Here is a 24,143-nt window from a genome sequence, read left to right on the forward strand (position 1 = left end):
ATGGCGCTACACGGGGATGCTTTGCCCGAATTTTGCTATCGGGCGGAATGAAACAGGCATAACAGCATGAAAGTTAAATATAAAGTTTTCAGCAATCTTTATCAGGACTCAGTGTCTCTGATGCAGATTTCCGCGCAAATCAGCAAGTTGCCCGGTATTCAACAGGCCTCGGTCGTCATGGGAACGCCCAATAATCTCGAACAATTGCGCGATGCGGGTCTGGGCGACGAAATCAACGCCAGCCCCAATGATTTAGTGATCGCGGTTATGGGTGAAGAAGAGATTTGCAATGAAGCACTGGTGCTGGCCCAACAACGTCTGACCAGCAAGCCTGATGATGAAACGGATAGTGGCATTAAAACACCGGAAAAGGTCAGTCTGGAAATGGCACTGGAAGCCGAACCCGAAGCCAACCTGGCACTCATTTCTGTACCGGGAGACTACGCCGCCGCCGAAGCGATTAAAGCGTTAAACCTCGGAATGAACGTGATGATGTTCAGCGATAACGTCAGTATCAAGCAGGAAAAATCCATCAAAACTCTAGCCCGGGAACGTCAGCGCATCGTAATGGGGCCGGACTGTGGAACCGCCATTGTTAACGGAATTCCGTTAGGCTTCGCCAATGTGGTGAAACGCGGAGCAATTGGTGTTATCGGTGCATCCGGCACCGGGTTACAGGAAGTGACTTGCCGAATCGACCGGCTCGGAGCAGGCATTTCTCAGGCTCTGGGAACAGGTGGGCATGATCTCCATGAAGAGATTGGTGGAATATCGATGCTCTTTGCTTTAGATGCACTGGCGCAAGATGATGAAACGCGCGTGATTGTGCTGATTTCAAAACCGCCGTCACCCATCGTTGCCCAAAATATTCTGGAGCGTGCCGAGGCTTGTGGAAAACCCGTGGTAGTGAATTTCCTCGGTGCAAATCCGCACGATCTGGCACGCCCCAATATCACCGCTGCCACCACGCTGGCCAGCGCTGCGGATATCGCCGTGGCGTTGCTAAATGCTCAGCCTCTTCCGGCTGTTGAGACAGAGGTTTCCTCTGCCGATCTCGCAATGTTAGAACACGCCAGCCAACATCTGTCAGCCCATCGCCAGGCGATACGCGGAGTTTTCGCCGGAGGAACCTTCTGTTACGAAGCGCAACTTATCTGCCAACAAAAGGGATTCAGCGCAGCCTCCAATACGCCAGTTGCGGGTAATCGCACACTGGCAAATATCTGGCAAAGCGAAGATCACACGCTGATCGATATGGGCGACGATGATTTCACCCGTGGCAAACCGCATCCAATGATCGACCCGACTCTGCGCAATCAACGTCTGCTCAACGAACTCAACGACTCACACACTGCCGTCGTGTTATTCGACCTGGTACTTGGTTATGGCGCTTCCGCTATGCCTGCCAGCGAATTACTGGAGCAACTTTCACACATCAACATGAATAACGCACCGTTGCTGATTGCGCACGTTTGCGGAACAGAAGCTGATCCACAAGTACGCAGCCAACAGATAAGTGCGCTACAAAACGCAGGCGTCATCATCGCCGGCAGTAATGCACAGGCGGCGCTATGGGCCAGCACCGTTGCGCAGACTCAGTTGCAGAAAAAGGGGCTAAACGCATGAACACCTTATTTAATCAGCCTTTGAAGGTCGTGAACGCGGGACTACACAGTTTTGCTGACAATATTCAACACGCCGGGGGAAGCGCAATTGCCCTCAACTGGCAGCCACCAGCACAAGGCGATATTGACGCTGGATTGGATCTGGCATCGTTGCTACGTCATCCACTGGTAGAAAATGCCAACCAAATCGCCATGACACGTTATCTCGAAGCACAACCCGTGCTGGTGGATGTCATGCTCGCTAAAGAGGCCATTCCAGCAATGGCTGAACAAAAACGTATTTTGCACTCTGGTCCGCCGATTGCCTGGGAAGAGATGTGTGGTCCGGTAAAAGGAGCGATTATTGGTGCCATGCTGTACGAAGGTTGGGCCACCAACCAGCAAGATGCAGAAAACCAGATAACCGCAGGCGATATCGACCTTGCCCCTTGTCATCATTATCACGCGGTTGGCCCAATGGCAGGCATCATCAGCCCGTCAATGCCGTTATGGGTGGTAGAAAACAAAACCAACGGCCACCGTACTTTTAGCAATTTCAATGAAGGTCTGGGTAAGGTTCTCCGTTTTGGTGCCAATAACGACGAAGTTCTCAATCGTCTGGCCTGGATGCGCGATGAGCTGGCTCCGGCAATGAAAGCAGCAATCGCACAACACGGCGAGCTGGAACTCAAGCCATTAATGGCGCAGGCGCTGCATATGGGGGATGAAGTTCATAATCGCAATGCCGCTGCTACCGGTTTGCTGATTAAGCGTCTTCTTCCGGCATTGCTGGCCAGCTCTCTTCCACAAGAACATATCCAGCGCGCCGTGGCATTTATCACCAGTAACGATCACTTCTTCCTTAATCTGTCGATGGCTGCCTGCAAAGCGATGATGGATGCCGCCGCCAATGTACCGTTCAGTTCAATGGTTACGGTAATGGCGCGTAACGGGGTGAATTTTGGTATTCGGCTTTCCGGTACTGGCGATCGCTGGTTCCAGGCTCCCGCCAATGCAGTTGAAGGTCTGTTCTTCCCCGGATTTGGCGTTGACGACGCCGCTGCTGACCTGGGCGATAGCGCAATTACCGAAACCGCAGGTGTGGGTGGCTTCGCGATGGCGTCATCTCCGGCGATCGTCAAATTTGTGGGAGGCACCCCTGCCGATGCCACCAATAACAGCCGCCGGATGCAGGCAATCACCCTCGGCGGCAATCCCGCATTTACACTTCCGGCTCTCAATTTTGCCCCCACCGCAGCAGGGATTGATGCGCGTAAAGTGACCGACCGCGGCATTTTACCGGTCATCAATACGGGTATCGCCCACAAACAAGCGGGGGTCGGGCAAATTGGTGCCGGGATCACCACTGCGCCAATGGCCTGTTTTGTCGCCGCTGTACGTGCACTGGCTGAGATCGTCGCAAAGGAGAATCATCATGGTTAAGCCTCTGGCTGTTGTCGCGGTTGGCGGCAATGCGCTCATCCAAGACGATCAGCACAATAGTATCCCCGATCAATATGTTGCAGTGATGGAAAGCGTGCAGCATATCGTTGATATGGTTGAAGCCGGATGGGATCTGGTGCTAACCCACGGTAATGGGCCGCAGGTGGGCTTTATTCTGCGCCGCTCAGAACTTGCCAGTAACGAAGTTTCTCCGGTTCCGCTTGATTACGCCGTGGGTGATACACAAGGTGCTATTGGCTACATGTTCCAGAAGGCACTGCATAACGAACTGGCTCGCCGTGGCATAAACAAACCGGTAATTGCGCTGGTGACACAAACGCGAGTCAACCCACATGACGATGCTTTCACCAGCCCCAGTAAACCGATTGGCGCATTTCTCGATGAAGTAACGGCTCAACAACGCCAACAACAACTCGGCTGGACTCTGATGGAGGATGCCGGGCGCGGATGGCGGCGTACGGTTCCCTCTCCTGCGCCACTGGAAATTATTGAACATGGCACCATCGCTCATCTGGTGCGCCAGGGATATCTGGTCATTGCCTGCGGCGGTGGTGGTATTCCGGTGGTGCGAGACGGGCAACAACTGAAAGGTGTGGAAGCTGTGATCGATAAAGATCTGGCCTCCGCGCTGCTCGCCAGTCAGTTGGCCGCGGATCTACTGGTGATCCCCACCGGTGTAGAAAAAGTGGCGATTAACTTTGGTACACCACAACAACAGTGGCTCGATGCTATCAGCGTTGCCGAAGCACAAACGCTGTTGCGGGAAGGTCAATTTGGTATCGGCAGTATGCAACCAAAAGTGGAAGCCATTGTTGATTTCATCAATACCAGCCTGCAACAAGGCAAACAGGCCAGCGGCCTGATTACTTCACCGCAAACCATAAAAGCAGCCCTTTCGCATCAGAGCGGCACATGGATAACCCTTTAATTCTCTGGAGAACTCAATGACTACAACACTTTTAGCCGTTAACGGAACGCTGATGCGCGGCCTGGAACTCAACCCAAATATGCAAAAAGCAGGCGGCATTTTTGTCCGTGAAGACCGAACTGACGCCCATTACCGGTTGTGGAGTATTAACGATCGCCATCCGGGAATGATTCGCGTGAATGAAGGGGGAACACACGTCGACGTAGAAATTTGGCAACTGCCACTGGCCAGTTTTGCCGCTCTATTAATGAGCGAACCTGCTGGACTGGCAATTGGCAAAATCAAACTTGCCGATGGTAGCGAAGTGCTGGGCGTACTGGCAGAAAACTGGCTGACGGAAGGCCAACGGGAAATTACAGAACTGGGTAGCTGGCGCAAATACACCGGGCATTTTCATACTGTGTAACGCGCATTTATAAAGGGAACATACTATGCGTAAAAAAGAAGAGAATCTGAATACGGCATCAGGATTGCGTATTGCCATGATTTTGCTGGGTATTGCCGTCACACCTGTGCTGTTGTCATCCTCAAGCCTCGGCAATCAACTTTCCAGCGGCAGTTTAATTAGCGTCGTATTGTTAGGCGGCGTCATTCTGACCTTACTTTCTACCATCACCATTAGCGTTGGAGAAAAAGCCCGCCTGCCAACGTATGGCATTGTGAAATATTCGTTTGGCGAAAAAGGGGCCATTGCCATTAACATTTTGATGGCGATAAGTCTGTTCGGCTGGATTGCCGTTACCGCCAATATGTTTGGTCATTCGGTACATGACTTACTGGCCCAGCATGGGCTGGAAGTTCCACTGGCACTGTTAGTGGCGCTTGGTTGTGTCATTTTTGTCGCCTCTACGGCATTTGGTTTTGCCGTTCTGGGAAAAATTGCCCAGATTGCCGTGCCAGTTATCGCGCTGGTGCTGTGTTACATCCTCTATGTGGCAACCCATACCGAAGTAGCAGCACCAGCAGCGATAGTGGAGATGAATACGGGTGTCGCCGTTTCCACCGTTGTTGGTACGATTATTGTACTGGTTGCCACACTGCCTGATTTCGGTAGCTTTGTGCATAACCGCAAACATGCGCTGATTGCCTCAGGCGTGACGTTTCTGGTTGCCTACCCTCTGCTCTACTGGGCGGGTGCAACGCCGAGCGCCATTAGCGGTCAGGGATCTTTACTGGGTGCAATGGCGGTATTCGGTGCGGTTCTGCCCGCGGCGCTGTTATTGATTTTCGCCTGCGTCACCGGTAACGCGGGCAATATGTTCCAGGGCACGCTGGTGGTTTCCACGCTGCTTACCCGCTTTCCAAAATGGCAGATTACCGTGGCGCTGGGTATCCTTTCCGCCATCGTAGGCAGTCTGGATATTATGGCGTGGTTTATTCCGTTTCTGCTGTTCCTCGGTATCGCCACGCCACCCGTTGCCGGAATTTATATCGCTGACTTTTTCCTTTATCGCCGTAATGGCTATCAAGAGTCAGTATTAGCCCAGGAGTCACAGATTAAAGTGCTGACATTCGCAGCCTGGATCATAGGCGCTGCGGTTGGCTTTATGACGGTAAAAGGCTTATTCACCCTGACGACGATCCCTTCGGTGGACTCTATTCTGGTGGCATGCATCGCGTATGCGATTCTCAGTCGGGTAAGTCAACACCGCTAATTCCTGGGTATACTCAAGCAATGATTACGGCTGAATCTGGAGTGATTCAGCCACTTTACCACTGACCAGGGAGCCTTATGTTCATCTCAGACGAAACGCTTCGTGTTATTCATCTGGTCGCCAGACACCAGAGCATTACCACCGCAGCCGAGCAGTTAAATAAAGTTCCTTCCGCCATCAGCTACACCATTAAGAAAGCGGAAGAGAGTCTGAGCGTTGAACTGTTCATTCGTAAGGGACGCTATATTGAATTATCTCCGGCCGGGAGTTACTTCATCGAACATAGCAAAACTATTCTGGGCGACCTGGAAGCATTAAAGCGCAACACAGTGCTGATTCACGATGGTATTGAACGTGAACTGACAATTGCGGTGAACAATATTATTCCTGGTGATTTGCTGGTGGCATTCATTCGAGATTTTGAACGGCAATTCACATCAACAACACTGACGGTAGATCTTGAGGTATACAACGGCTGCTGGGATGCGCTGTACAGTAAGCGTGCCGATCTGGTCTACGGTGCTCCTCATGCAGTGCCAAGCAGTGAAGGCATCATTAGCGAACCGGTCGGACAAATGGAATGGGATTTTGTCGTCAGCCCACTCCACCCACTGGCAGCGAAGCGGCATCCATTAGAAAACAGTGAATTGCGTCATTATCCGGCGGTTTGTATCCGCGATACCTCCGTTAATTTCCCCCCGATGCAAGCCTGGCTACTGGAAGGACAAAAACCCATTTTTGTTCCTGACTTCACTACGGCAATCGCCTTAATAGAACAAAACGTCGGTATTGGTTATATTCCACATCATCTGGCATTGCCGTTATTAAATAGCGATAAATTACTGAAAAAGCCGATGCGCGAACATAAACACGCCATCAAGTTATTTCTTGCCGCTCGTTCCGATGGTATGGGCAAAGCCTGTCAGTGGTGCATTGAGTATTTAAGAAATCCGCAATTAATTTTCTGCTCCTGAAGATCCACTTAATACCAGGCACATATAGCAAAATGGCTTCCAGTGCTGGAAGCCATCATCGTACTGCAATTTACAGTGACTCGTTAATACTCATCACCCCCGACGCAAGTTCTGCGCCGCCTGCACCATGTTCGCCAGTGCCGCGCGGGTTTCTGGCCAACCACGCGTTTTCAGGCCGCAGTCCGGGTTAACCCACAGGCGCTCTGCCGGAATACGTTGTGCCGCTTTCTTCAGCAGGGATTCAATCCATTCCACGCTCGGTACGTTTGGCGAGTGAATGTCATAGACGCCAGGACCGATTTCATTCGGATAATCAAACTCTTCAAACGACTCCAGCAACTCCATGTCGGAACGCGAGGTTTCAATGGTAATGACGTCTGCGTCCAGCGCCGCAATCGAATCCATGATGTCGTTGAACTCGCAATAACACATGTGGGTGTGAATTTGCGTTTCATCCTTCGCCACGGCGGCGTTGATACGGAAGGCCTCTACGCCCCACTGGAGATAGGCATCCCAGTCGCTGCGACGCAGCGGTAAACCTTCGCGCAGTGCCGGTTCGTCAATCTGGATGATGCCAATTCCAGCGGCTTCCAGATCCGCCACTTCATCACGCAGCGCCAAAGCGATCTGTTTAGCGATGGTTTCACGGCTGACATCTTCACGCGGGAACGACCAGCAGAGAATCGTCACCGGCCCCGTCAGCATCCCTTTCACCGGTTTGTCAGTCAGCGATTGCGCATACTTTGCCCACTCAACGGTAATCGGCGCCGGACGGCTAACGTCACCAATGACAATCGGCGGCTTAACGCAGCGGGAACCGTAGCTCTGTACCCAACCGTTTTGTGTGAAGACAAAACCGTCGAGATGCTCGCCAAAGTATTCCACCATGTCGTTACGTTCAGCTTCGCCGTGCACCAGCACATCCAATCCCAAACGTTCCTGCTCAACAATGGTCTGCTTGATATGTTCCGCAATACCCGTGCGGTAGTTGTTGGCGTCAAGATTGCCCTTTTTGAAATCCAGACGCAGGGTACGAATTTCCGTGGTTTGCGGGAAGGAACCAATCGTGGTGGTCGGCCATGCGGGCAGTTTAAAACGCGCACGCTGGGCTTCAGCACGCACTTCATAGACATTCGCACGCTGACTGTCCTGGGCGGTAATGGCTGCCAGACGTTTTTCTACCGCCGGATTATGTACGCGGGTTGAGTGACGGCGCGCCTGAATCGGTGCGCTCCACTCTGCCAGAGCTGCCGTGTCACCACTGTTCAACGCATCGCGTAGCAGTGCCAGTTCATGACATTTTTGCAGGGCGAAGGCAAACCAGCTTTTCACTTCTGCATCAAGGCGCGTTTCCACGCTCAGGTCGATAGGGCTATGAAGCAGTGAGCAGGAAGATGCCACCCATAAATCACGTTTACCGACAATGTCCTTAATTTGCGCATATTTCTCGGTGAGATCGGCGCGCCAGACGTTACGACCATTGACCAGTCCGGCAGACAGCAGCCAGTCAGAAGGCAGGCGCTTGTGTAGTTCTGCTACATCATCTTTGCCATGTACGAGGTCGACATGCAGACCCTGAACAGGCAGCGCAGTAATCGTGTCGAGGTTCGGTGTTACGCCTTCAAAATAGGTGGTCAACAGCAGTTTCACCTGCCCCTGCAGTGCATCGTAAGCAGGTTTATACGCGTCCAGCCACGCCTGCGGCAGTTCCAGTACCAGCGCCGGTTCGTCGATCTGTACCCACTCAATGCCACGTTTTGCCAGTTCCGCCAGAACTTGCTGATAAACCGGCAGAATGTCATTCAGCAGACTCAGGCGATCAAACTGTTCACCTTTCACTTTGCCCAGCCACAGGTAGGTGACCGGTCCCAGTAGCACAGGCTTCACCTTGTGGCCCCGCGCCTGCGCCTCATCCACTTCATCCAGCAACTGCGTCCAGGTCAGTTTGAATTGCTGCCCTTTAACGAACTCCGGCACCATGTAGTGATAGTTGGTGTTAAACCATTTGGTCATTTCCGCCGCCGCCGCAGGTTCGCCAGTTGGCGCACGTCCACGACCAATACGGAAAAGGGTGTCGATATCTACAGAACCATCTTTGTTCTGATGACGCGCCGGAACGTTACCCAGCAACAGGCTGGTGGTCAGAACATGATCGTACCAGGCAAAGTCGCCCACCGGCAGCAAGTCGATACCGGCCTGCTTTTGTTGATCCCAGTGACGGGCACGCAATTCACGCCCCACCGCCAGTAATTCTTCACGCGTGGAGTTCCCCGCCCAATAACTTTCTTGTGCTTTTTTCAGCTCGCGACGCAGGCCAACGCGAGGAAAACCGAGGGTGTGATTAAGAATTGTCATTATATGCCCCTTATGGAATTTTTAGTATTTAGACGTCCAGATGTTTACACATCCATAATTGGCGGTTACTGTATATTCCTCAAGCGCAAATTATTCATGCCGAAGTGAAGGACTTTCATGATCGAAGTAAAACACCTGAAAACGCTACAAGCGTTGCGGAACTGCGGCTCGCTCGCAGCCGCTGCGGCGACGTTGCATCAGACGCAATCCGCCCTGTCTCACCAGTTTAGCGATCTGGAACAACGTCTTGGCTTCCGGCTATTTGTGCGTAAAAGCCAGCCGCTACGCTTTACGCCGCAGGGAGAAATCCTGTTACAACTGGCAAACCAGGTACTGCCGCAAATCAGTCAGGCACTGCAAGCCTGCAATGAACCGCAGCAGACTCGCCTGCGTATCGCCATCGAATGTCATAGCTGTATTCAGTGGCTGACGCCCGCGTTAGAAAACTTTCATAAGAACTGGCCGCAGGTCGAGACGGATTTTAAATCGGGCGTAACCTTTGACCCGCAGCCCGCGTTGCAACAGGGCGAGCTGGATCTGGTGATGACATCCGATATTCTGCCGCGCAGTGGCCTGCATTACTCGCCAATGTTCGATTATGAAGTGCGTCTGGTGTTAGCACCTGACCATCCACTGGCTGCGAAAACGCGGATCACGCCGGAAGATCTCGCCAGCGAGACGCTGTTAATTTATCCGGTGCAGCGTAGCCGACTGGATGTCTGGCGGCATTTTCTTCAGCCCGCAGGCGTCAGTCCGTCACTGAAAAGCGTCGATAACACCTTATTGTTGATTCAGATGGTTGCCGCGCGGATGGGTATTGCCGCCCTGCCGCATTGGGTGGTGGAGAGCTTTGAACGCCAGGGTTTGGTAGTGACTAAAACCCTTGGCGAAGGATTGTGGAGCCGACTGTACGCCGCCGTTCGCGATGGCGAGCAGCGTCAGCCGGTTACGGAAGCGTTTATTCGCTCAACGCGCAATCACGCCTGCGATCATCTGCCGTTTGTGAAGAGCGCGGAGCGACCCACTTACGATGCACCCACAGTGAGGCCAGGATCACCAGCGCGCCTGTAATAAACGTTGGCCAGTGCGGCTGTTGGTGCCAGATTGCCAGGTTAACCAGCAGCCCTGCCGGAACATGAATATTATTCATAATACCCAGCGTTCCGGCGTCCACCTGAGTCGCGCCGTAGTTCCACATAAAGTAACCAATCCCGGAGGCCACCACGCCAAGAAACACCAGAATGCTCCATTGCAGCGTAGTTTCCGGCATTTTCTGCGTATTGCCCAGCAAGAACCATGCAATCACCGCCACCAGGAACGCGCCGAGATAGAACCACGCAAAGGCGTTATGCTGCGGCATCGGGCGGGTTTCCATCAGGCGTTTATAGCCCACCATACCAATCGCGAAAGTGATATTGGAGAGTTGCACCAGCAGCAGGCCAGTCCAGAAATGGTCAGTGACCTGATCGTAACGAATAATCCCGGCACCAATAACTGCCAGCAAGGCGCTAAAAGCGTAGCCCCAGCGCAGACGGCGCTTACTCATGATGTCATAAATCAGCGTGATGTAGAGCGGCGTCAGGACGGTAAATAACAGCAGTTCAGAGACAGTCAGGTAAAGATAGGCACGGAAACTAAGCATATACATAATGCCAAGCTGCATCGCGCCCACCAGCATATACAGGCCAATGGTTTTCAGGCTATTGCCTCGGGTACGCAGGAACGGCAGAAAAACGAGTGCCGCCAGGCCAACGCGCACCAGCACCGCAAAATAGCTATCGACGTGCCCCGCAAGGTACTCGCCATAAAAGCTAAAGGAGAAGGCCCACAGAATCGTGGTGATGATAAGTAGCGCCACAATGGAAAACTCTTTGATTAACGAGTATCCATTGTAGCGAAGTATCAGGTTGACAACTGACCAAATAAAGAACGATTACGATAAATAGAGTTTACGCAGATAATGCGGCACTGCGTCTTCGGCGTTAGTACCAATCACTTCCAGTTCCGGATGCAGATCTTTCAGACGCTGGTGCGCGCTGCCCATAATGCAACCTTTCCCCGCCATCGACAGCATTTCGGCGTCGTTCATCCCGTCGCCAAAGGCAATGCAATCCTTCAGACTGTAACCCAGTTTCTTCGCCACCGCTTCCAGCGCATGGCCTTTAGAAACACCGCCAGCCATCACTTCCAGACAGGTTAAGGTAGAGAAGCTGACGTTGACGCGATCGCCCCAGCGAGCATTGATTGCTTGCTCAAGTGGTAACAATTTTTCATGAGAATCGCAGGTGAAGAATACTTTGCTGACGCCTTCCGGCTCCAGCAATCCCGGCTCATACAGAGCATATTTGAATACCGCTTCTTTAAAAAAGCGCATCTCTTCCGGGCGGTGGCGGTTCATAAACCATTCATCATCACGATAAACGTTAGTAATGATGTCCGGGTTGTCGTTGACCACGCCAAACAGATCGCTGGCAATGTCATGATCCAGGTTATGAGCAAAAATCAGATTGCCATCGAGGTCGTGAACGCGCGCGCCATTGGAGGTGATCATGTACGACTTAATCTCCAGATTATCGCGAATTTGCCCCACATCGACGTGGTGGCGACCGGTCGCAAACACAAAGTTGATACCGCGCGCAGTGAGCAATTTCAGCGTTTCTTTGGCGTAAGGGGACAACGTATGGTCGGGGGAAAGTAACGTACCATCTAAATCAGACGCAACAACCTGATACATAAGAAATTTAAACCTCTGTAGAGCGGTTTCCGCTGGGTGAGTTATGCCTGTTGAAAAAATCAACGATAGCGTGGAGCGCGACTGAGCGCATTGCGTCCTTTTCAAAAAGGATCTCGTGGTACGCACCTTTAATTACCAACGGCCGTCCTCCTTCGACAGGATGACCCGCTGCGGCGCGGAGTTCACAAAAACGGTCGTGCATGCGGTTATCCACCACGCGTTCCTCTTCAGCTTGTAAGAGAAGCGTTGGCGTGGCGTCATCACCCGCACCGGCTAACACCTGTTCGCCAGCCAGAATACTTTCGCGTACCCAATGGTAGGTCGGCCCACCGACGCGAATCGTTGGGTCATCAGCATAGAAACGTAAATTACGTCGATATCGCTGTCTGCTGTGGGTCAGTACATTGATGGCAAACGGCAGCGCGCGCCAGCGACCGGTGCCTATTGCATAGCCATCACGAAAACGTGGGTGCGCTTCAGCCCAGTTAAGGATTTTCCGCGCCATAAATGACGGCATACGAATCACAATACCGAACATTGGTGCAGTTAGCGCAATGGCGTCACATACACCTGGATGGCGTTGCAGAAATAATGTGGAGATCGCGCCGCCCATCGAATGTGCCAGTATATAGCGTTTACGCCACGGGCCTGGCTGGATCTCTTGTTGCCAGAATGCCGCCAGGTCATCGACATAATCATTAAACTGGTTCACGTGTCCGAGATGCGGATCGGCTAACAGACGACCGGAGCGTCCCTGCCCTCGATGGTCGATGATTAACACATCAAACCCCAGATGGAACAGGTCATAGGCTAGTTCGGCATACTTTACATAGCTCTCAATGCGCCCCGGACAAACGACGACTACCCGGTCATGTTGCGGAGCGCAAAAACGGACAAAGCGCACCGGAATATCATCCACGCCAATAAACTCTGCCTCGTCCCGCTGACGCCAGAAGTCAGTCAGTGGCCCCATCGTAAAAGCAGCAAACGCTTTTTCTCTTGTTTCCCAGTCTTTTTGCTGCTGAAACATCGGGTAATCTGCCTCTTAAACCACGTAAAATCGTTTTTTTAAGCGTGTCTGACACAACGCCGCGACAGTAGCGTATTGTGGCACAAAAATAGACTATCCGGGAGATTCCCATGACCTTTGAATGGTGGTTCGCCTACTTGCTGACATCGATCATTTTAAGCCTCTCGCCAGGCTCTGGCGCAATCAACACCATGACGACCTCACTTAACCACGGTTATCGCGGTGCGTTAGCGTCTATCGCTGGACTGCAAACCGGACTGGCGATTCATATTGTATTGGTTGGTGTGGGTTTGGGTACGCTATTTTCACGCTCGGTTATTGCTTTTGAAATATTAAAATGGGCAGGTGCCGCCTACCTGATTTGGCTGGGAATTCAGCAATGGCGCGCCGCCGGAGCTATCGACCTCAAGTCGCTGTCCCCAACCCAATCTCGCCGTCATCTGTTTCAGCGAGCCGTGTTTGTGAATCTTACTAATCCCAAAAGTATTGTGTTTCTGGCGGCGCTATTTCCACAATTCATCATGCCCCAGCAGCCACAACTGATGCAGTATATCGTGCTCGGCGTCACCACCATTGTGGTCGATATTATTGTGATGATCGGTTACGCCACCCTCGCCCAACGGATTGCACTCTGGATTAAAGGGCCAAAACAAATGAAGGCGTTGAATAAGATTTTCGGCTCGTTGTTTATGCTGGTGGGAGCACTGTTGGCATCGGCCAGACATGCCTGAAAATCATGTCGGATACGGCGAAACGCCTTATCCGACTTACTCTGATGACGCGTCAGGTATCAACGCGAAATAATCAAATGTATGCCAAATCCGGCAAATAACGCTCCGGCAAAACCATCGATCCACTTCGACAGGCGCTGATAACCACGGCGCATCTTCGGCAAAGCAAACAGGCTGGCAACGACGGTAAACCACGCCAGCGTTTCGATAATGATCAGCGCGAAAATGCCCCAACGAGCGGTGGTGCCGACGTTATCACCGACAAACAGCGAGAACACCGAACCAAAGTAGATAATCGCTTTAGGATTGGCGAGATTCGTCAGCAAACCTTCAGGAAACTGCGTCCACTTTTCGCCAGTTCCACCTGTGGTGCAGGCGCGGAAACCGTCTCTTTTTTCAGTGCGCCGCGCAGCATCTGGTAACCCATCCAGCAGAGATACAGCCCACCGCCAACCATAATCAGCGTATGCAGCCAGGCCATTTTTTCGATAATCAGATGCAAGCCAAGCAGCGCGATCCCTGCCCAAACCATTACACCACAGGTAATACCCAACACGCCCATCATCGCTTCTTTACGGGAACGACTAACGGCAGTCTGAGAGACAAAAAAGAAATCGGGACCGGGACTCATAAGCGCCACAATATGCACCATGGCAACGGTGAGGAATAACATCAACATACATTTGACTCGTGGGGAAAACGTTTACGGAATATTCATCCTGGCACTTTTTTATGCCGATGACTACTCTTCGTCGTCACCGTCGACATGCGCGCGGATCAGCGTCATAAACGGTTTGCCAAAGCGTTCCAGCTTACGCATCCCGACACCGTTAACGCTCAACATTTCGCTGGCGGTGATCGGCATCTGCTCTGCCATCTCAATCAGCGTTGCATCGTTAAACACGACATATGGCGGAACATTGCTTTCATCAGCAATAGACTTCCGCAGTTTGCGTAATTTAGCGAACAGCTTGCGGTCATAATTGCCGCCGAATGATTTCTGCATCACCTTCGGTTTAAGCGCCACAATACGCGGCACGGCGAGTTGCAGAGGGGATTCGCCACGCAGCACCGGGCGCGCGGCTTCTGTCAGTTGTAGGGCAGAATGCTGGGCGATGTTTTGTGTCACCAGACCGAGGTGAATCAGTTGGCGAATTACGCTCACCCAGTGCTCATGGCTTTTCTCACGCCCCATGCCATAGACTTTCAGTTTGTCGTGACCGTAGTCGCGGATACGCTGGTTATTGGCACCGCGAATCACTTCCACCACATAGCCCATACCAAAACGCTGATTCACCCGGCCAATGGTGGAAAGCGCAATCTGCGCATCGGTTGAACCGTCGTATTGTTTCGGCGGATCGAGGCAGATATCGCAGTTACCGCACGGCTCCTGACGACCTTCGCCAAAATAGTTCAGCAACACCAGACGGCGACAGGTTTGCGCTTCGGCAAATGCGCCCATCGCATTGAGTTTATGGCGCTCGATATCCTGCAACTGCCCTTGTGGCTTTTCTTCCAGACAACGACGCAGCCACGCCATATCGGCCGGATCGTAAAACAGCATCGCTTCCGCTGGCAGGCCATCACGCCCGGCGCGACCGGTTTCCTGATAATAGGATTCAATGTTGCGCGGAATATCAAAATGCACCACGAAGCGAACGTTAGGCTTGTTGATGCCCATGCCAAACGCCACGGTCGCCACGACAATTTGCAGATCATCGCGCTGGAATTTCTCCTGCACATCGGCGCGGACATCGTTTTCCAGTCCGGCGTGATACGCTGCTGCGCTAATCCCCTTGCTTTGCAGACGCGCGGCGGTGTCTTCCACTTTCGCCCGACTGTTACAGTAAATAATGCCGGACTTACCCCGCTGTTCCTGCACGTAACGCATCAGTTGATCGAGTGGTTTGAACTTCTCCATCAACATGTAGCGAATATTCGGGCGGTCAAAACTGCTGATTTGAATCAGCGGATCGTTCAACCCGAGCAGGCGCACAATATCTTGTCGCGTGGTGTCGTCGGCGGTGGCTGTCAGCGCCATAAATGGCAGCATCGGGAAACGCTGGCGCAGTTGACCAAGCGCGGCATATTCCGGGCGGAAATCGTGTCCCCATTGGGAAATACAGTGCGCTTCATCAACGGCTAATAAGACAGGATTCCAGTGCGCCAGATGCTCAAGGAAGTTATCCAGCATCAGGCGTTCTGGTGCGATATACAGCAGGCGAATTTGCCCGGTACGGCAGCCAGTCATCACTTCAAGCTGCTGCTCGCGGGTTTGCGTTGAGTTAAGGCACGCCGCCGCCACACCGTTGGCTTGCAGTTGATCCACCTGGTCTTTCATCAACGAAATCAGTGGTGAAACAACAACGGTCAGGCCGTTCAATAACAACGCAGGAATTTGATAACACAGAGATTTGCCGCCGCCGGTTGGCATAACGACGAGGCAATCGCGACCGGAAAGTACGGTGTCGATAATTTCTTCCTGGCCTGGGCGAAACTGTTGGTAGCCAAAGGTTTCTTGTAAAACCTGTTTAGCTCCGGACTCCAGATTCAACACTTCCGCCTGCGCCACATTCACCCCGATTGCCTGAAATAAAAACAGGCGCTATTTTCAGCGCCTGAGCGAGAAACTGCAATGCTTTTAGCGCCAGGATGGATAACGTTGGAAGTAAGATTCCAGTTTTGCCTGCCGCTCAACTCGCATTAGAACAGGTCGTTTAGCATAACCCCCACACCGACGCGGGTCTGGTTAAAGTTATAGTCGATAAGTGATTCGCCGTAACCGCTGTAGACCTGAGTATAAAGACGCACATGTTTGGTGATTGGGTAACTTAAGCCTAACTCTGCGCCGCCGTAACCGGTGTTCCAGTTATACTGCCCTTTCGCGCTCAATACCGCATCACCGAGGTGATAGCCGATTTTAAGCTGGTAGTAACCCATATATTTGGTGATATCCGGGTTATCGTCCGTATTACCCACCACATACCACGGCTTCACTTCTACCAGCCAGTTACCGTTTTCTGCCATCAGGCGGGTATAAAGGCGGTTCCAGCTACGGGACGTCGGGTCAGAACGCCCGTTCGAGTCATGGTTGTAGCCCATCTCCACATCGCGCAGTGTCCAGCCTGCAAAACGGTAATCGGTAGCAAAACCGAGGAACAATTGCGGTTCATAGTTGGTTTCACGAAACGGCGATGACTCTTCGCTATTAGAAAGCTGCCACCAGGATTTCTGGGTGTAGGAAGCGCCCAGTACAGAGTTTGGCCCCAAAATCCCCCGCCACAGCGGAAACGCCAGACTCAACTGGAATTTCACTTCATCCTTACGCGCGTTTTCTGCCCAGTCGTAGCTGGCAATCGCTTCTTTATTCAGATCGCTGGTCTGGGTATAGATGATGTAGTTGGTGTCATAAGGATAAAGGGTGAAAGGATTATCATGCTCCTGCAACATATTGGCGATAATGCTGCCACGTACTGCAGGCGCATCATGCACATCTTTCACCGTTGCCTCTTGCGCATTTGCCACTATCGGCAGCATACACACCGGCAACAAGCAGCCCAGTAGAGTCCGCATCGATCGTGTTCTCCGTAACGAATTATTGATTAGATGAATATTTTTTCTGCGGGCTATTTTACATACTTAACTCAATTGCCGTTAGTTATCCCTTCCTAAAGTAGAAACCAACAACAAAGAAGCATAAAATCAACATTTCATTAACCACTGAAGTGTAAGGATGATATGTCTGCCGTACTGACTGCCGAAAAAGCCCTGAAATTAGTGGGTGAGATGTTTGTTTATCACATGCCGTTTAATCGGGCATTGGGGATGGAACTGGAGCGTTACGAGAAAGAATTTGCGCAACTGGCCTTTAACAATCAGCCAATGATGGTTGGTAACTGGGCACAAAGCATTTTGCACGGCGGGGTGATTGCGTCGGCGCTGGATGTCGCCGCTGGCCTGGTATGTGTAGGTAGTACCTTAACCCGCCACGAAACCATCAGTGAAGATGAACTGCGCCAGCGGTTATCGCGGATGGGAACCATTGATCTTCGCGTCGATTATCTGCGCCCAGGCAGAGGCGAGCGTTTTACAGCCACCAGCAGCCTGTTACGTGCGGGTAATAAAGTCGCCGTCGCCCGCGTTGAACTGCACAATGAAGAACAACTTTATATTGCCAGTGCTACCGCCACCTATATGGTGGGTTGAAAATCTAAAAGCAGGTAAACTGCTGAGACTGATAACAAACGCAAATTGCCTGATGCGCTACGCTTATCAGGCCTACCAGAGAAATGCAATATATTGAGTTTGCATGATTTTGTAGGCCAGATAAGGCGTTAACACCGCATCCAGCATGGGCAAAGCGCACTTTGTCAGCAATCTGAGCAGGTAAGCTGCCGTTAACAATTAAAAATGAGTTTTTCCAATGGATACCAAACAAACGCGGCAGGGCGTATTACTCGCTCTTGCCGCTTATTTTATTTGGGGTATTGCTCCTGCGTACTTCAAGCTGATTTATTACGTACCTGCTGATGAGATCCTGACGCATCGTGTAATCTGGTCGTTTTTCTTTATGGTGGTGCTGATGAGCATCAGCCGCCAGTGGTCCTATTTAAAAACCCTGATTCAGACGCCACAGAAAATCTTTATGCTGGCAGTCTCTGCTGTGCTGATTGGTGGCAACTGGCTACTGTTTATCTGGGCAGTGAACAATCACCATATGCTGGAGGCGAGTCTCGGTTACTTTATTAACCCGTTGGTGAACATTGTGCTGGGAATGATTTTCCTCGGTGAGCGGTTCCGCCGGATGCAGTGGCTGGCGGTAATTCTGGCGGTGTGTGGTGTGCTGGTCCAGCTCTGGACTTTTGGTTCGCTGCCAATCATCGCGCTGGGTCTGGCATTTAGCTTTGCCTTCTATGGTCTGGTGCGTAAGAAGATAGCGGTAGAAGCACAAACTGGCATGTTAATCGAAACCATGTGGCTGCTGCCCGTGGCGGCGATTTATCTGTTTGCTATTGCTGACAGTTCTACCAGCCATATGGGGCAAAACCCAATGTCGCTGAATTTACTGCTGATCGCTGCTGGAGTTGTCACCACCGTTCCGCTGTTGTGCTTTACCGCCGCCGCCACGCGCCTGCGTCTCTCCACTCTGGGCTTTTTCCAGTATATTGGCCCGACGCTAATGTTCCTGCTGGCAGTAACGTTTTATGGTGAAAAACCGGGTGCCGATAAAATGGTGACATTTGCCTTTATTTGGGTGGCGCTGGCGATTTTTGTGATGGATGCGATTTATACGCAGCGTAGAACGACCAAATAAAAAATAAATATATTCTGAAAAAATATGCCTGCTCTTGCACGAGAGTGGGCATATTGTCATGCTGGCAGGAGATTAAGACAAGGATGTAAAATTAATGTTACGTGTATTTATTCCAACATCTGATGGTAGGATTTCAAGACGCCATTATATATTGTCATTTACTTTGACAAACCTAATTTGCACCTTCCTTATTGTCTTCTTTGCAAATGTGGAAGCAAATTTTCTTGTTATAGCCTCTACTCTCTTACTCCATTATCTCGTCATCAACATGAGTTGCCAACGACTCCGTGATAGTGGGTTCACGTATATAAAAACTTATATTTTTGGTACATTAGCAGTCTATATCGTCTCTTTCATCACAATGATTGCCGAACATTTTGACTGTTCAGGCACTGGTTCGATGATTTTCTTAATTTGCTACTTTTCCACTTTCAGTATGCTAATGCTTGCACCTACTGATTCATCAAAACAATAGTTAAGGGAGTATTTATGAGTAAGGAATATATGAACGATGGTTCATTAACTGAAAAATGGAAATTTCGATTTAATTTTTATGAAAAACATGGTTTTCCTGGATTCTGGGGAGCAACACCTGAATATAAAACAGCATATAAAGAATTAAAAATAAGACAACGATTAACTATTCAAATGAATTTTATTGCTTTCTTCTTTTCCTGGATATATTTATTTGTTCTCGGGTTATGGAAAAAAGCGATTATAGTTCTATTACTTGGCATTTTATCTCTATTTGTCGGTGCATTAATTGGCGTTAACATTCTGGGAATTGTTGTAGTAGCCTATGTTGCTGTTAACACGAATAAATGGTTCTATGAGAAAGAGGTAAAAGGATTAAATACCTGGAGCCTTTGAATGACCGGTGGCTTAGCCTGGCTAAACCACCATTCTCGTTTTTTACAACCAGTTCTTCCGCTTAAAGTACAGATACGGCGCCAGGCCCGCGAGGATCATAAAGATAATTGCGCCCGGGTAGCCGAAAGTCCACTTCAGTTCCGGCATAAACTCGAAGTTCATCCCGTAGCTGGAAGCGACCAGCGTCGGCGGCAGGAACACAACGGATACCACCGAGAAGATCTTGATGATGCGGTTCTGCTCGATGTTGATAAAGCCCATCGCCGCCTGCATCAGGAAGTTCACCTTCTGGAACAGAGACTCGTTATGTGGCAACAGGGATTCGATATCTCGCAGGATCTCGCGCGCCTGCTCCAGTTGCCCACCCGGTAAGCGCGCTTTGCGCACCAGGAAGTTGAGCGCACGCTGGGTATCCATCAGACACAGGCGAACTTTCCAACCGATATCTTCCAGTTCTGCCAACGTGGAGAGCGCCTCGTCGTACTCATCGCCCTGACGCCCTTCCATAATCACCCGGCTCAGTTGCTCCAGATCGCTGTAGATGTTTTCAATTTCATCTGCCAACTGTTCAATTTTGGTTTCGAACAAATCCAGCAGTAACTCGTAGGCGTTACCGTCAACCATCGACTGGCTACGGGCGCGCATACGATACAGACGGAATGCAGGCAACTCACGCTCACGCAGGGTAAACAGGCGGCCATCACGGATGGTAAATGCCACGGTGGAGTTACCGGCGTGATCTTCCGCATCTTCAAAGAAGAAGAAGGAGTGAATATGCAGGCCGTCATCGTCTTCAAAGAAACGTGCCGATGCTTCGATGTCTTCCAGTTCCGGGCGAGTTGCCAGGCTCTGGCCAAGTTCAGATTGTACGCGCAGTCGCTCGTCGTCATCCGGTTCGACAAGATCAATCCATACTGCATTGACAAGGGGTTGTGACTCTTCGACTTCCAGCCGGGTCAGTCGGTTATTTTCCAGTTGAAATGCGCTCAGCATGACCGGGACTCCCAATGCTTAAAATATCGGACAGTTCGGTGGGCACACAGAAACATATTGGGTTTCAGACCATTAAACAGCCTGACTCAGCGCGACGGGAAAAATTGAGGTCGCTGACAACCGCTAAGGCTATCAGCAAAAGGGGATAGCCTTAGGAGTTGATCCTGGATGACAGGATAGTGAGCCAGTATCTACTGGGTGTGTCCAAGGCGAATGTCCTCTTAGAGTGATCGTGCGCGCATGTTACGCCAGCAAAATTTTGCCGTCAACACGCAACGGAACACCACAGAACAATAGTTGAACTTCGCGCTTTTCGGTACTCGTCAAGGTCATTAACAGGATAAAAAAATCCCACATCCAGAACCTATAATGGCGCATTGACTACTCATTGGTAAAGGAATGATCACCTTGAATCTCAAACGGATTTTTCTCACTCTCACCTTACTCCCCTTGTTTGCTGTTGCCGCTGATGACTGCACGCTCTCCGATCCGACGCTGACCGTACAAGCGTATACCGTCAATCCCCAGACAGAACGGGTGAAAATGTACTGGCAAAAAACTAATGGCGAAGCGTGGGGAACATTTCATGCGCTGCTGGCTGATGTTGACAGCCTGGGGCAAGTGCAGATGGTGATGAACGGAGGTATTTATGATGAAGGTTATGCGCCTCTCGGTTTGTACATCGAAAACGGTCAACAGAAGGTAGCGTTAAATCTCACCTCGGGGGAAGGTAATTTCTTTATTCGTCCTGGCGGCGTGTTTTATGTTGCGGGAGATAAAGCCGCTATCGTTCCGCTGCAGGCATTTAAAGCCAGTAAAGATATTCAGTTTGCGGTGCAGTCAGGGCCGATGTTGCTGGAGAATGGCGTGATAAATTCGCGTATTCACCCCAACGTCGCGTCGCGCAAAATCCGTAACGGTGTAGGGATTAATAAACAAGGTAACGCAGTATTTTTGCTCAGTCAGCAGGCGACAAACTTTTATGATTTTGCCTGCTATGCCAAAGCGAAACTGGATGTCGGGCAGTTGCTTTATCTTGATGGCACTATCTCACATATGTATGTGAAAGGCGGCGCGATCCCCTGGCAACGTTATCCCTTCGTCACCATGATTTCCGTCGAGCGGAAAAGTTAGAAGGATAGTTTTATGTCAGATACTGAATATGGTGCAGATGCCGGATGCGGCGTAAACGCCTTATCCGGCCTACATGACGTTGCAATTTATTGAATCTGCATGATTTTGTAGGCCGGATAAGGTGCGCAGCACCGCATCCGGCAACGGAATCGTAAATTACACCGTCTCCAGCCGGGCGTAAGCCGCCACCAGCCATTTAATACCCTGGCCCTGGAACGCCACCTGCAGGCGGCTATGCTCGCCGCTGCCTTCCATATTGACGATAGTCCCTTCACCAAACTTGGCATGGCGCACACGCTGGCCGAGTTTGTAACCGCTGTCGTTATCAGCCAGTGGCGTACCCATACGCTGATGACTGACCGGACGACTCACCGTAGCGCGTAATCGCACCTCTTCCACACATTCTTCCGGCAGCTCACCAATAAAGCGCGACGGGCGATGGTAAACCTCTTTGCCATACAGACGGCGAGTTTCCGCATAGGTCAGCGTCAGTTTCTGCATCGCACGGGTTACCCCAACGTAGGCCAGACGACGTTCTTCTTCCAGACGCCCACCTTCATCCAGCGACATCTGGCTGGGGAACATTCCCTCTTCCATACCGACGATAAATACCTGCGGGAACTCCAGCCCTTTCGCTGAGTGCAAAGTCATCAACTGCACCGCATCCTGCCAGGTATCCGCCTGCCCTTCACCCGCTTCCAGTGCCGCATGCGAGAGGAAAGCCTGCAGCGGCATTAAATCTTCATCTTCTTCGTTGTAGCTGAACTGGCGCGTTGCTGTCACCAGTTCCTCTAAGTTTTCAATACGCGTCTGGCCTTTTTCGCCTTTCTCCTGTTCATACATGGTACGCAGGCCAGAGTCTTTAATTACCCGGTCAGTCTGTACATGCAGCGGCATATCGGCAGTTTCTTGCGCTAAGGCGTCAATCAGTTCCATAAACCGTTGCAAGGCGCTGGCAGCGCGCCCAGCGAGGGCTTTTTCCTGTAACAGTTCACGACACGCCTGCCAGAGAGTTAGCTGGCGATCGCGCGATGTCTGGCGAACTACGTCCAGCGTCCGATCACCAATACCCCGCGTTGGCGTATTCACCACGCGCTCAAATGCCGCGTCATCGTTACGGTTGGCAATCAGGCGCAGATACGAGAGCGCATCTTTGATTTCCTGGCGTTCGAAGAAGCGCATACCGCCATAAATACGGTACGGCATACTGGCCTGCAATAAGGCCTCTTCCAGCACACGCGACTGGGCGTTGCTACGGTAGAGAATGGCGCACTCAGCGAGCGCCCCGCCATTGTCCTGCCAGGTTTTGATGCGGTTAACCACAAAACGCGCTTCGTCGAGTTCGTTAAAGGCACAATAAAGGGAAATCGGCTCACCGTCCGCGCCATCGGTCCACAATTTTTTACCTAAGCGTCCATTGTTGTTTTCAATCAGGGCGTTGGCGGCGCTCAGAATGTTACTGGTGGAGCGATAGTTCTGCTCCAGACGAATAGTTTCGGCACCTGGGAAATCATTGAGGAAACGCTGAATATTCTCGACCTGCGCGCCGCGCCAGCCATAAATTGACTGGTCATCATCACCGACGATCATCACTTTGCCGGTATCCCCCGCCAGCAGGCGGATCCACGCGTACTGAATGTTGTTGGTATCCTGGAATTCGTCCACAAGGATATTGGTAAAACGTTCGCGGTAGTGTTGCAGGATATGCGGCTTGTTAAGCCACAGTTCGTGGGCGCGCAGCAGCAGTTCAGCGAAGTCCACCAGGCCCGCGCGGTCACACGCTTCCTGATACGCCTGATAAACCTTCTGCCAGGTTTGCTCTACCGGGTTACCGTAGCTCTGAATATGATGCGCCCGCAGGCCTTCGTCTTTCTGGCTGTTGATGTACCACATTGCCTGGCGCGGCGGCCACTGCTTCTCGTCGAGGTTCATCGCTTTGATCAAACGCTTGAGCAGGCGCAGTTGGTCTTCGCTATCGAGGATCTGGAAATCCTGCGGTAGGTTAGCGTCCATATGGTGCGCACGCAGCAGGCGGTGCGCCAGCCCGTGGAAGGTGCCAACCCACATGCCGCCCTGGCTGGTGCCCATCAATTGCCCGATGCGATGGCGCATTTCCGCCGCCGCTTTGTTGGTAAACGTCACCGCCATAATCGAGTACGGCGAGCAGTTTTCCACGCTCATCAGCCACGCAATACGATGCACCAGAACGCGCGTCTTACCACTGCCCGCGCCCGCCAGCACCAGAAGATTGCTGCGTGGCGCGGCCACCGCTTCGCGCTGTTTGTCATTAAGGCTTTCGAGCAGGTAAGAAACGTCCATTGGCACCGCCGCGTAAAAATGTTGGGGCGGAGAAGCGC

General features: G+C 51.5%; 22 protein-coding genes and 1 pseudogene. 13 read left to right on the forward strand and 10 right to left on the reverse strand.

What is annotated here, in order from left to right:
* Positions 1-66 precede the first annotated feature (66 nt).
* From fdrA to C1192_RS16395, 6 genes are all read left to right on the forward strand, one after another.
* Positions 67-1,626: an acyl-CoA synthetase FdrA gene (gene fdrA / locus C1192_RS16370; RefSeq protein ID WP_038355382.1), complete on the forward strand. Its 1,560-nt coding sequence runs from the start codon at positions 67-69 to the stop codon at positions 1,624-1,626.
* Positions 1,623-3,047 carry a YlbE family protein gene (locus C1192_RS16375; protein ID WP_024193619.1) on the forward strand — a complete coding sequence of 475 codons (1,425 nt, stop codon included), beginning with the start codon at positions 1,623-1,625 and terminating at the stop codon, positions 3,045-3,047. The genes fdrA and C1192_RS16375 overlap by 4 nt, the downstream gene beginning before the upstream one ends.
* Positions 3,040-3,996: a carbamate kinase gene (gene arcC, locus C1192_RS16380; RefSeq protein ID WP_000240541.1), complete on the forward strand. Its 957-nt coding sequence runs from the start codon at positions 3,040-3,042 to the stop codon at positions 3,994-3,996. Before C1192_RS16375 ends, arcC begins: the two co-directional genes overlap by 8 nt.
* Positions 3,997-4,012: 16 nt before the next feature.
* A complete protein-coding gene (locus tag C1192_RS16385) occupies positions 4,013-4,402 on the forward strand; it encodes an allophanate hydrolase-related protein (protein ID WP_000214035.1) in 390 nt (129 codons plus the stop codon).
* 25 nt (positions 4,403-4,427) lie between these two features.
* Positions 4,428-5,651: a cytosine permease gene (locus C1192_RS16390; protein WP_038355381.1), complete on the forward strand. Its 1,224-nt coding sequence runs from the start codon at positions 4,428-4,430 to the stop codon at positions 5,649-5,651.
* A gap of 77 nt (positions 5,652-5,728) precedes the next feature.
* Positions 5,729-6,625 (forward strand): LysR substrate-binding domain-containing protein, encoded by an 897-nt coding sequence (locus C1192_RS16395; protein ID WP_038355380.1) that lies wholly within the window; start codon positions 5,729-5,731, stop codon positions 6,623-6,625.
* A gap of 93 nt (positions 6,626-6,718) precedes the next feature.
* Here C1192_RS16395 and metE read toward each other — a convergent pair whose 3' ends face one another.
* Positions 6,719-8,980: a 5-methyltetrahydropteroyltriglutamate--homocysteine S-methyltransferase gene (metE, locus tag C1192_RS16400; protein WP_038355379.1), complete on the reverse strand. Its 2,262-nt coding sequence runs from the start codon at positions 8,978-8,980 to the stop codon at positions 6,719-6,721.
* A gap of 117 nt (positions 8,981-9,097) precedes the next feature.
* On the opposite strand from metE, the gene metR reads away from it, so the two are divergent.
* Positions 9,098-10,051 (forward strand): HTH-type transcriptional regulator MetR, encoded by a 954-nt coding sequence (gene metR / locus C1192_RS16405; RefSeq protein ID WP_000573631.1) that lies wholly within the window; start codon positions 9,098-9,100, stop codon positions 10,049-10,051.
* Here metR and bioP read toward each other — a convergent pair.
* The 3 genes from bioP to pldB all read right to left on the reverse strand — a co-directional run bounded on the left by bioP (position 9,939) and on the right by pldB (position 12,744).
* The gene (bioP, locus tag C1192_RS16410; RefSeq protein ID WP_038355378.1) at positions 9,939-10,838 is read right to left on the reverse strand and encodes a biotin transporter; all 900 of its coding nucleotides are present in this window, start codon (positions 10,836-10,838) and stop codon (positions 9,939-9,941) included. The two genes, metR and bioP, sit on opposite strands and share 113 nt — an antisense overlap.
* A gap of 75 nt (positions 10,839-10,913) precedes the next feature.
* Complete coding sequence (gene yigL / locus C1192_RS16415; protein ID WP_000285344.1) at positions 10,914-11,714, reverse strand: sugar/pyridoxal phosphate phosphatase YigL; 801 nt, start codon at positions 11,712-11,714, stop codon at positions 10,914-10,916.
* A 7-nt stretch (positions 11,715-11,721) separates the two neighbouring features.
* Positions 11,722-12,744 carry a lysophospholipase L2 gene (pldB, locus tag C1192_RS16420; protein ID WP_038355377.1) on the reverse strand — a complete coding sequence of 341 codons (1,023 nt, stop codon included), beginning with the start codon at positions 12,742-12,744 and terminating at the stop codon, positions 11,722-11,724.
* 110 nt (positions 12,745-12,854) lie between these two features.
* On the opposite strand from pldB, the gene rhtB reads away from it, so the two are divergent.
* A complete protein-coding gene (gene rhtB, locus C1192_RS16425; protein WP_000142511.1) occupies positions 12,855-13,475 on the forward strand; it encodes a homoserine/homoserine lactone efflux protein in 621 nt (206 codons plus the stop codon).
* Between the two features lie 59 nt (positions 13,476-13,534).
* Here rhtB and rhtC read toward each other — a convergent pair.
* From rhtC to pldA, 3 genes and pseudogenes are all read right to left on the reverse strand, one after another.
* Positions 13,535-14,154, reverse strand: a pseudogene (gene rhtC / locus C1192_RS16430) (threonine export protein RhtC).
* A gap of 63 nt (positions 14,155-14,217) precedes the next feature.
* Positions 14,218-16,047 (reverse strand): ATP-dependent DNA helicase RecQ, encoded by a 1,830-nt coding sequence (gene recQ / locus C1192_RS16435; RefSeq protein ID WP_024191924.1) that lies wholly within the window; start codon positions 16,045-16,047, stop codon positions 14,218-14,220.
* A gap of 131 nt (positions 16,048-16,178) precedes the next feature.
* The gene (pldA, locus tag C1192_RS16440) at positions 16,179-17,048 is read right to left on the reverse strand and encodes a phospholipase A (RefSeq protein ID WP_001259597.1); all 870 of its coding nucleotides are present in this window, start codon (positions 17,046-17,048) and stop codon (positions 16,179-16,181) included.
* A gap of 165 nt (positions 17,049-17,213) precedes the next feature.
* Here pldA and yigI point away from each other — a divergent pair, with 165 nt between their 5' ends.
* The 4 genes from yigI to C1192_RS16460 all read left to right on the forward strand — a co-directional run bounded on the left by yigI (position 17,214) and on the right by C1192_RS16460 (position 19,659).
* Complete coding sequence (gene yigI, locus C1192_RS16445; RefSeq protein WP_001277134.1) at positions 17,214-17,681, forward strand: acyl-CoA thioesterase YigI; 468 nt, start codon at positions 17,214-17,216, stop codon at positions 17,679-17,681.
* 217 nt (positions 17,682-17,898) lie between these two features.
* Complete coding sequence (rarD, locus tag C1192_RS16450) at positions 17,899-18,789, forward strand: EamA family transporter RarD (RefSeq protein WP_000380004.1); 891 nt, start codon at positions 17,899-17,901, stop codon at positions 18,787-18,789.
* A gap of 94 nt (positions 18,790-18,883) precedes the next feature.
* Positions 18,884-19,264: a hypothetical protein gene (locus C1192_RS16455; RefSeq protein WP_001517380.1), complete on the forward strand. Its 381-nt coding sequence runs from the start codon at positions 18,884-18,886 to the stop codon at positions 19,262-19,264.
* A gap of 14 nt (positions 19,265-19,278) precedes the next feature.
* Entirely contained in the window at positions 19,279-19,659 is a 381-nt protein-coding gene (locus C1192_RS16460) for a DUF2628 domain-containing protein (protein WP_000032592.1), read from the forward strand.
* Positions 19,660-19,701: 42 nt separating this feature from the next.
* Here C1192_RS16460 and corA read toward each other — a convergent pair whose 3' ends face one another.
* Together corA and ysgD are read right to left on the reverse strand one after the other, a co-directional pair.
* The gene (corA, locus tag C1192_RS16465; RefSeq protein WP_000947160.1) at positions 19,702-20,652 is read right to left on the reverse strand and encodes a magnesium/cobalt transporter CorA; all 951 of its coding nucleotides are present in this window, start codon (positions 20,650-20,652) and stop codon (positions 19,702-19,704) included.
* Positions 20,653-20,803: 151 nt separating this feature from the next.
* A complete protein-coding gene (gene ysgD / locus C1192_RS25510) occupies positions 20,804-20,860 on the reverse strand; it encodes a protein YsgD (protein WP_211180520.1) in 57 nt (18 codons plus the stop codon).
* 191 nt (positions 20,861-21,051) lie between these two features.
* On the opposite strand from ysgD, the gene C1192_RS16470 reads away from it, so the two are divergent.
* The gene (locus C1192_RS16470) at positions 21,052-21,786 is read left to right on the forward strand and encodes a phosphodiester glycosidase family protein (RefSeq protein ID WP_241482964.1); all 735 of its coding nucleotides are present in this window, start codon (positions 21,052-21,054) and stop codon (positions 21,784-21,786) included.
* Between the two features lie 156 nt (positions 21,787-21,942).
* On the opposite strand, the gene uvrD is transcribed toward C1192_RS16470, so the two are convergent.
* Positions 21,943-24,105 (reverse strand): DNA helicase II, encoded by a 2,163-nt coding sequence (uvrD, locus tag C1192_RS16475; RefSeq protein ID WP_038355375.1) that lies wholly within the window; start codon positions 24,103-24,105, stop codon positions 21,943-21,945.
* Positions 24,106-24,143: the final 38 nt, after the last annotated feature.

This window comes from Escherichia marmotae, from assembly GCF_002900365.1.
Taxonomy (GTDB): Bacteria; Pseudomonadota; Gammaproteobacteria; order Enterobacterales; family Enterobacteriaceae; genus Escherichia; species Escherichia marmotae.

Bases quoted from the DNA above. Each gene is read 5' to 3' on its own strand.
- fdrA (WP_038355382.1), top strand. From the start codon at position 67: ATGAAAGTTAAATATAAAGTTTTCAGCAATCTTTATCAGGACTCAGTG.
- C1192_RS16375 (WP_024193619.1), top strand. From the start codon at position 1,623: ATGAACACCTTATTTAATCAGCCTTTGAAGGTCGTGAACGCGGGACTA.
- arcC (WP_000240541.1), top strand. From the start codon at position 3,040: ATGGTTAAGCCTCTGGCTGTTGTCGCGGTTGGCGGCAATGCGCTCATC.
- C1192_RS16385 (WP_000214035.1), top strand. From the start codon at position 4,013: ATGACTACAACACTTTTAGCCGTTAACGGAACGCTGATGCGCGGCCTG.
- C1192_RS16390 (WP_038355381.1), top strand. From the start codon at position 4,428: ATGCGTAAAAAAGAAGAGAATCTGAATACGGCATCAGGATTGCGTATT.
- C1192_RS16395 (WP_038355380.1), top strand. From the start codon at position 5,729: ATGTTCATCTCAGACGAAACGCTTCGTGTTATTCATCTGGTCGCCAGA.
- metE (WP_038355379.1), bottom strand. From the start codon at position 8,980: ATGACAATTCTTAATCACACCCTCGGTTTTCCTCGCGTTGGCCTGCGT.
- metR (WP_000573631.1), top strand. From the start codon at position 9,098: ATGATCGAAGTAAAACACCTGAAAACGCTACAAGCGTTGCGGAACTGC.
- yigL (WP_000285344.1), bottom strand. From the start codon at position 11,714: ATGTATCAGGTTGTTGCGTCTGATTTAGATGGTACGTTACTTTCCCCC.
- pldB (WP_038355377.1), bottom strand. From the start codon at position 12,744: ATGTTTCAGCAGCAAAAAGACTGGGAAACAAGAGAAAAAGCGTTTGCT.
- rhtB (WP_000142511.1), top strand. From the start codon at position 12,855: ATGACCTTTGAATGGTGGTTCGCCTACTTGCTGACATCGATCATTTTA.
- pldA (WP_001259597.1), bottom strand. From the start codon at position 17,048: ATGCGGACTCTACTGGGCTGCTTGTTGCCGGTGTGTATGCTGCCGATA.
- yigI (WP_001277134.1), top strand. From the start codon at position 17,214: ATGTCTGCCGTACTGACTGCCGAAAAAGCCCTGAAATTAGTGGGTGAG.
- rarD (WP_000380004.1), top strand. From the start codon at position 17,899: ATGGATACCAAACAAACGCGGCAGGGCGTATTACTCGCTCTTGCCGCT.
- C1192_RS16455 (WP_001517380.1), top strand. From the start codon at position 18,884: ATGTTACGTGTATTTATTCCAACATCTGATGGTAGGATTTCAAGACGC.
- C1192_RS16460 (WP_000032592.1), top strand. From the start codon at position 19,279: ATGAGTAAGGAATATATGAACGATGGTTCATTAACTGAAAAATGGAAA.
- corA (WP_000947160.1), bottom strand. From the start codon at position 20,652: ATGCTGAGCGCATTTCAACTGGAAAATAACCGACTGACCCGGCTGGAA.
- C1192_RS16470 (WP_241482964.1), top strand. From the start codon at position 21,052: ATGATCACCTTGAATCTCAAACGGATTTTTCTCACTCTCACCTTACTC.
- uvrD (WP_038355375.1), bottom strand. From the start codon at position 24,105: ATGGACGTTTCTTACCTGCTCGAAAGCCTTAATGACAAACAGCGCGAA.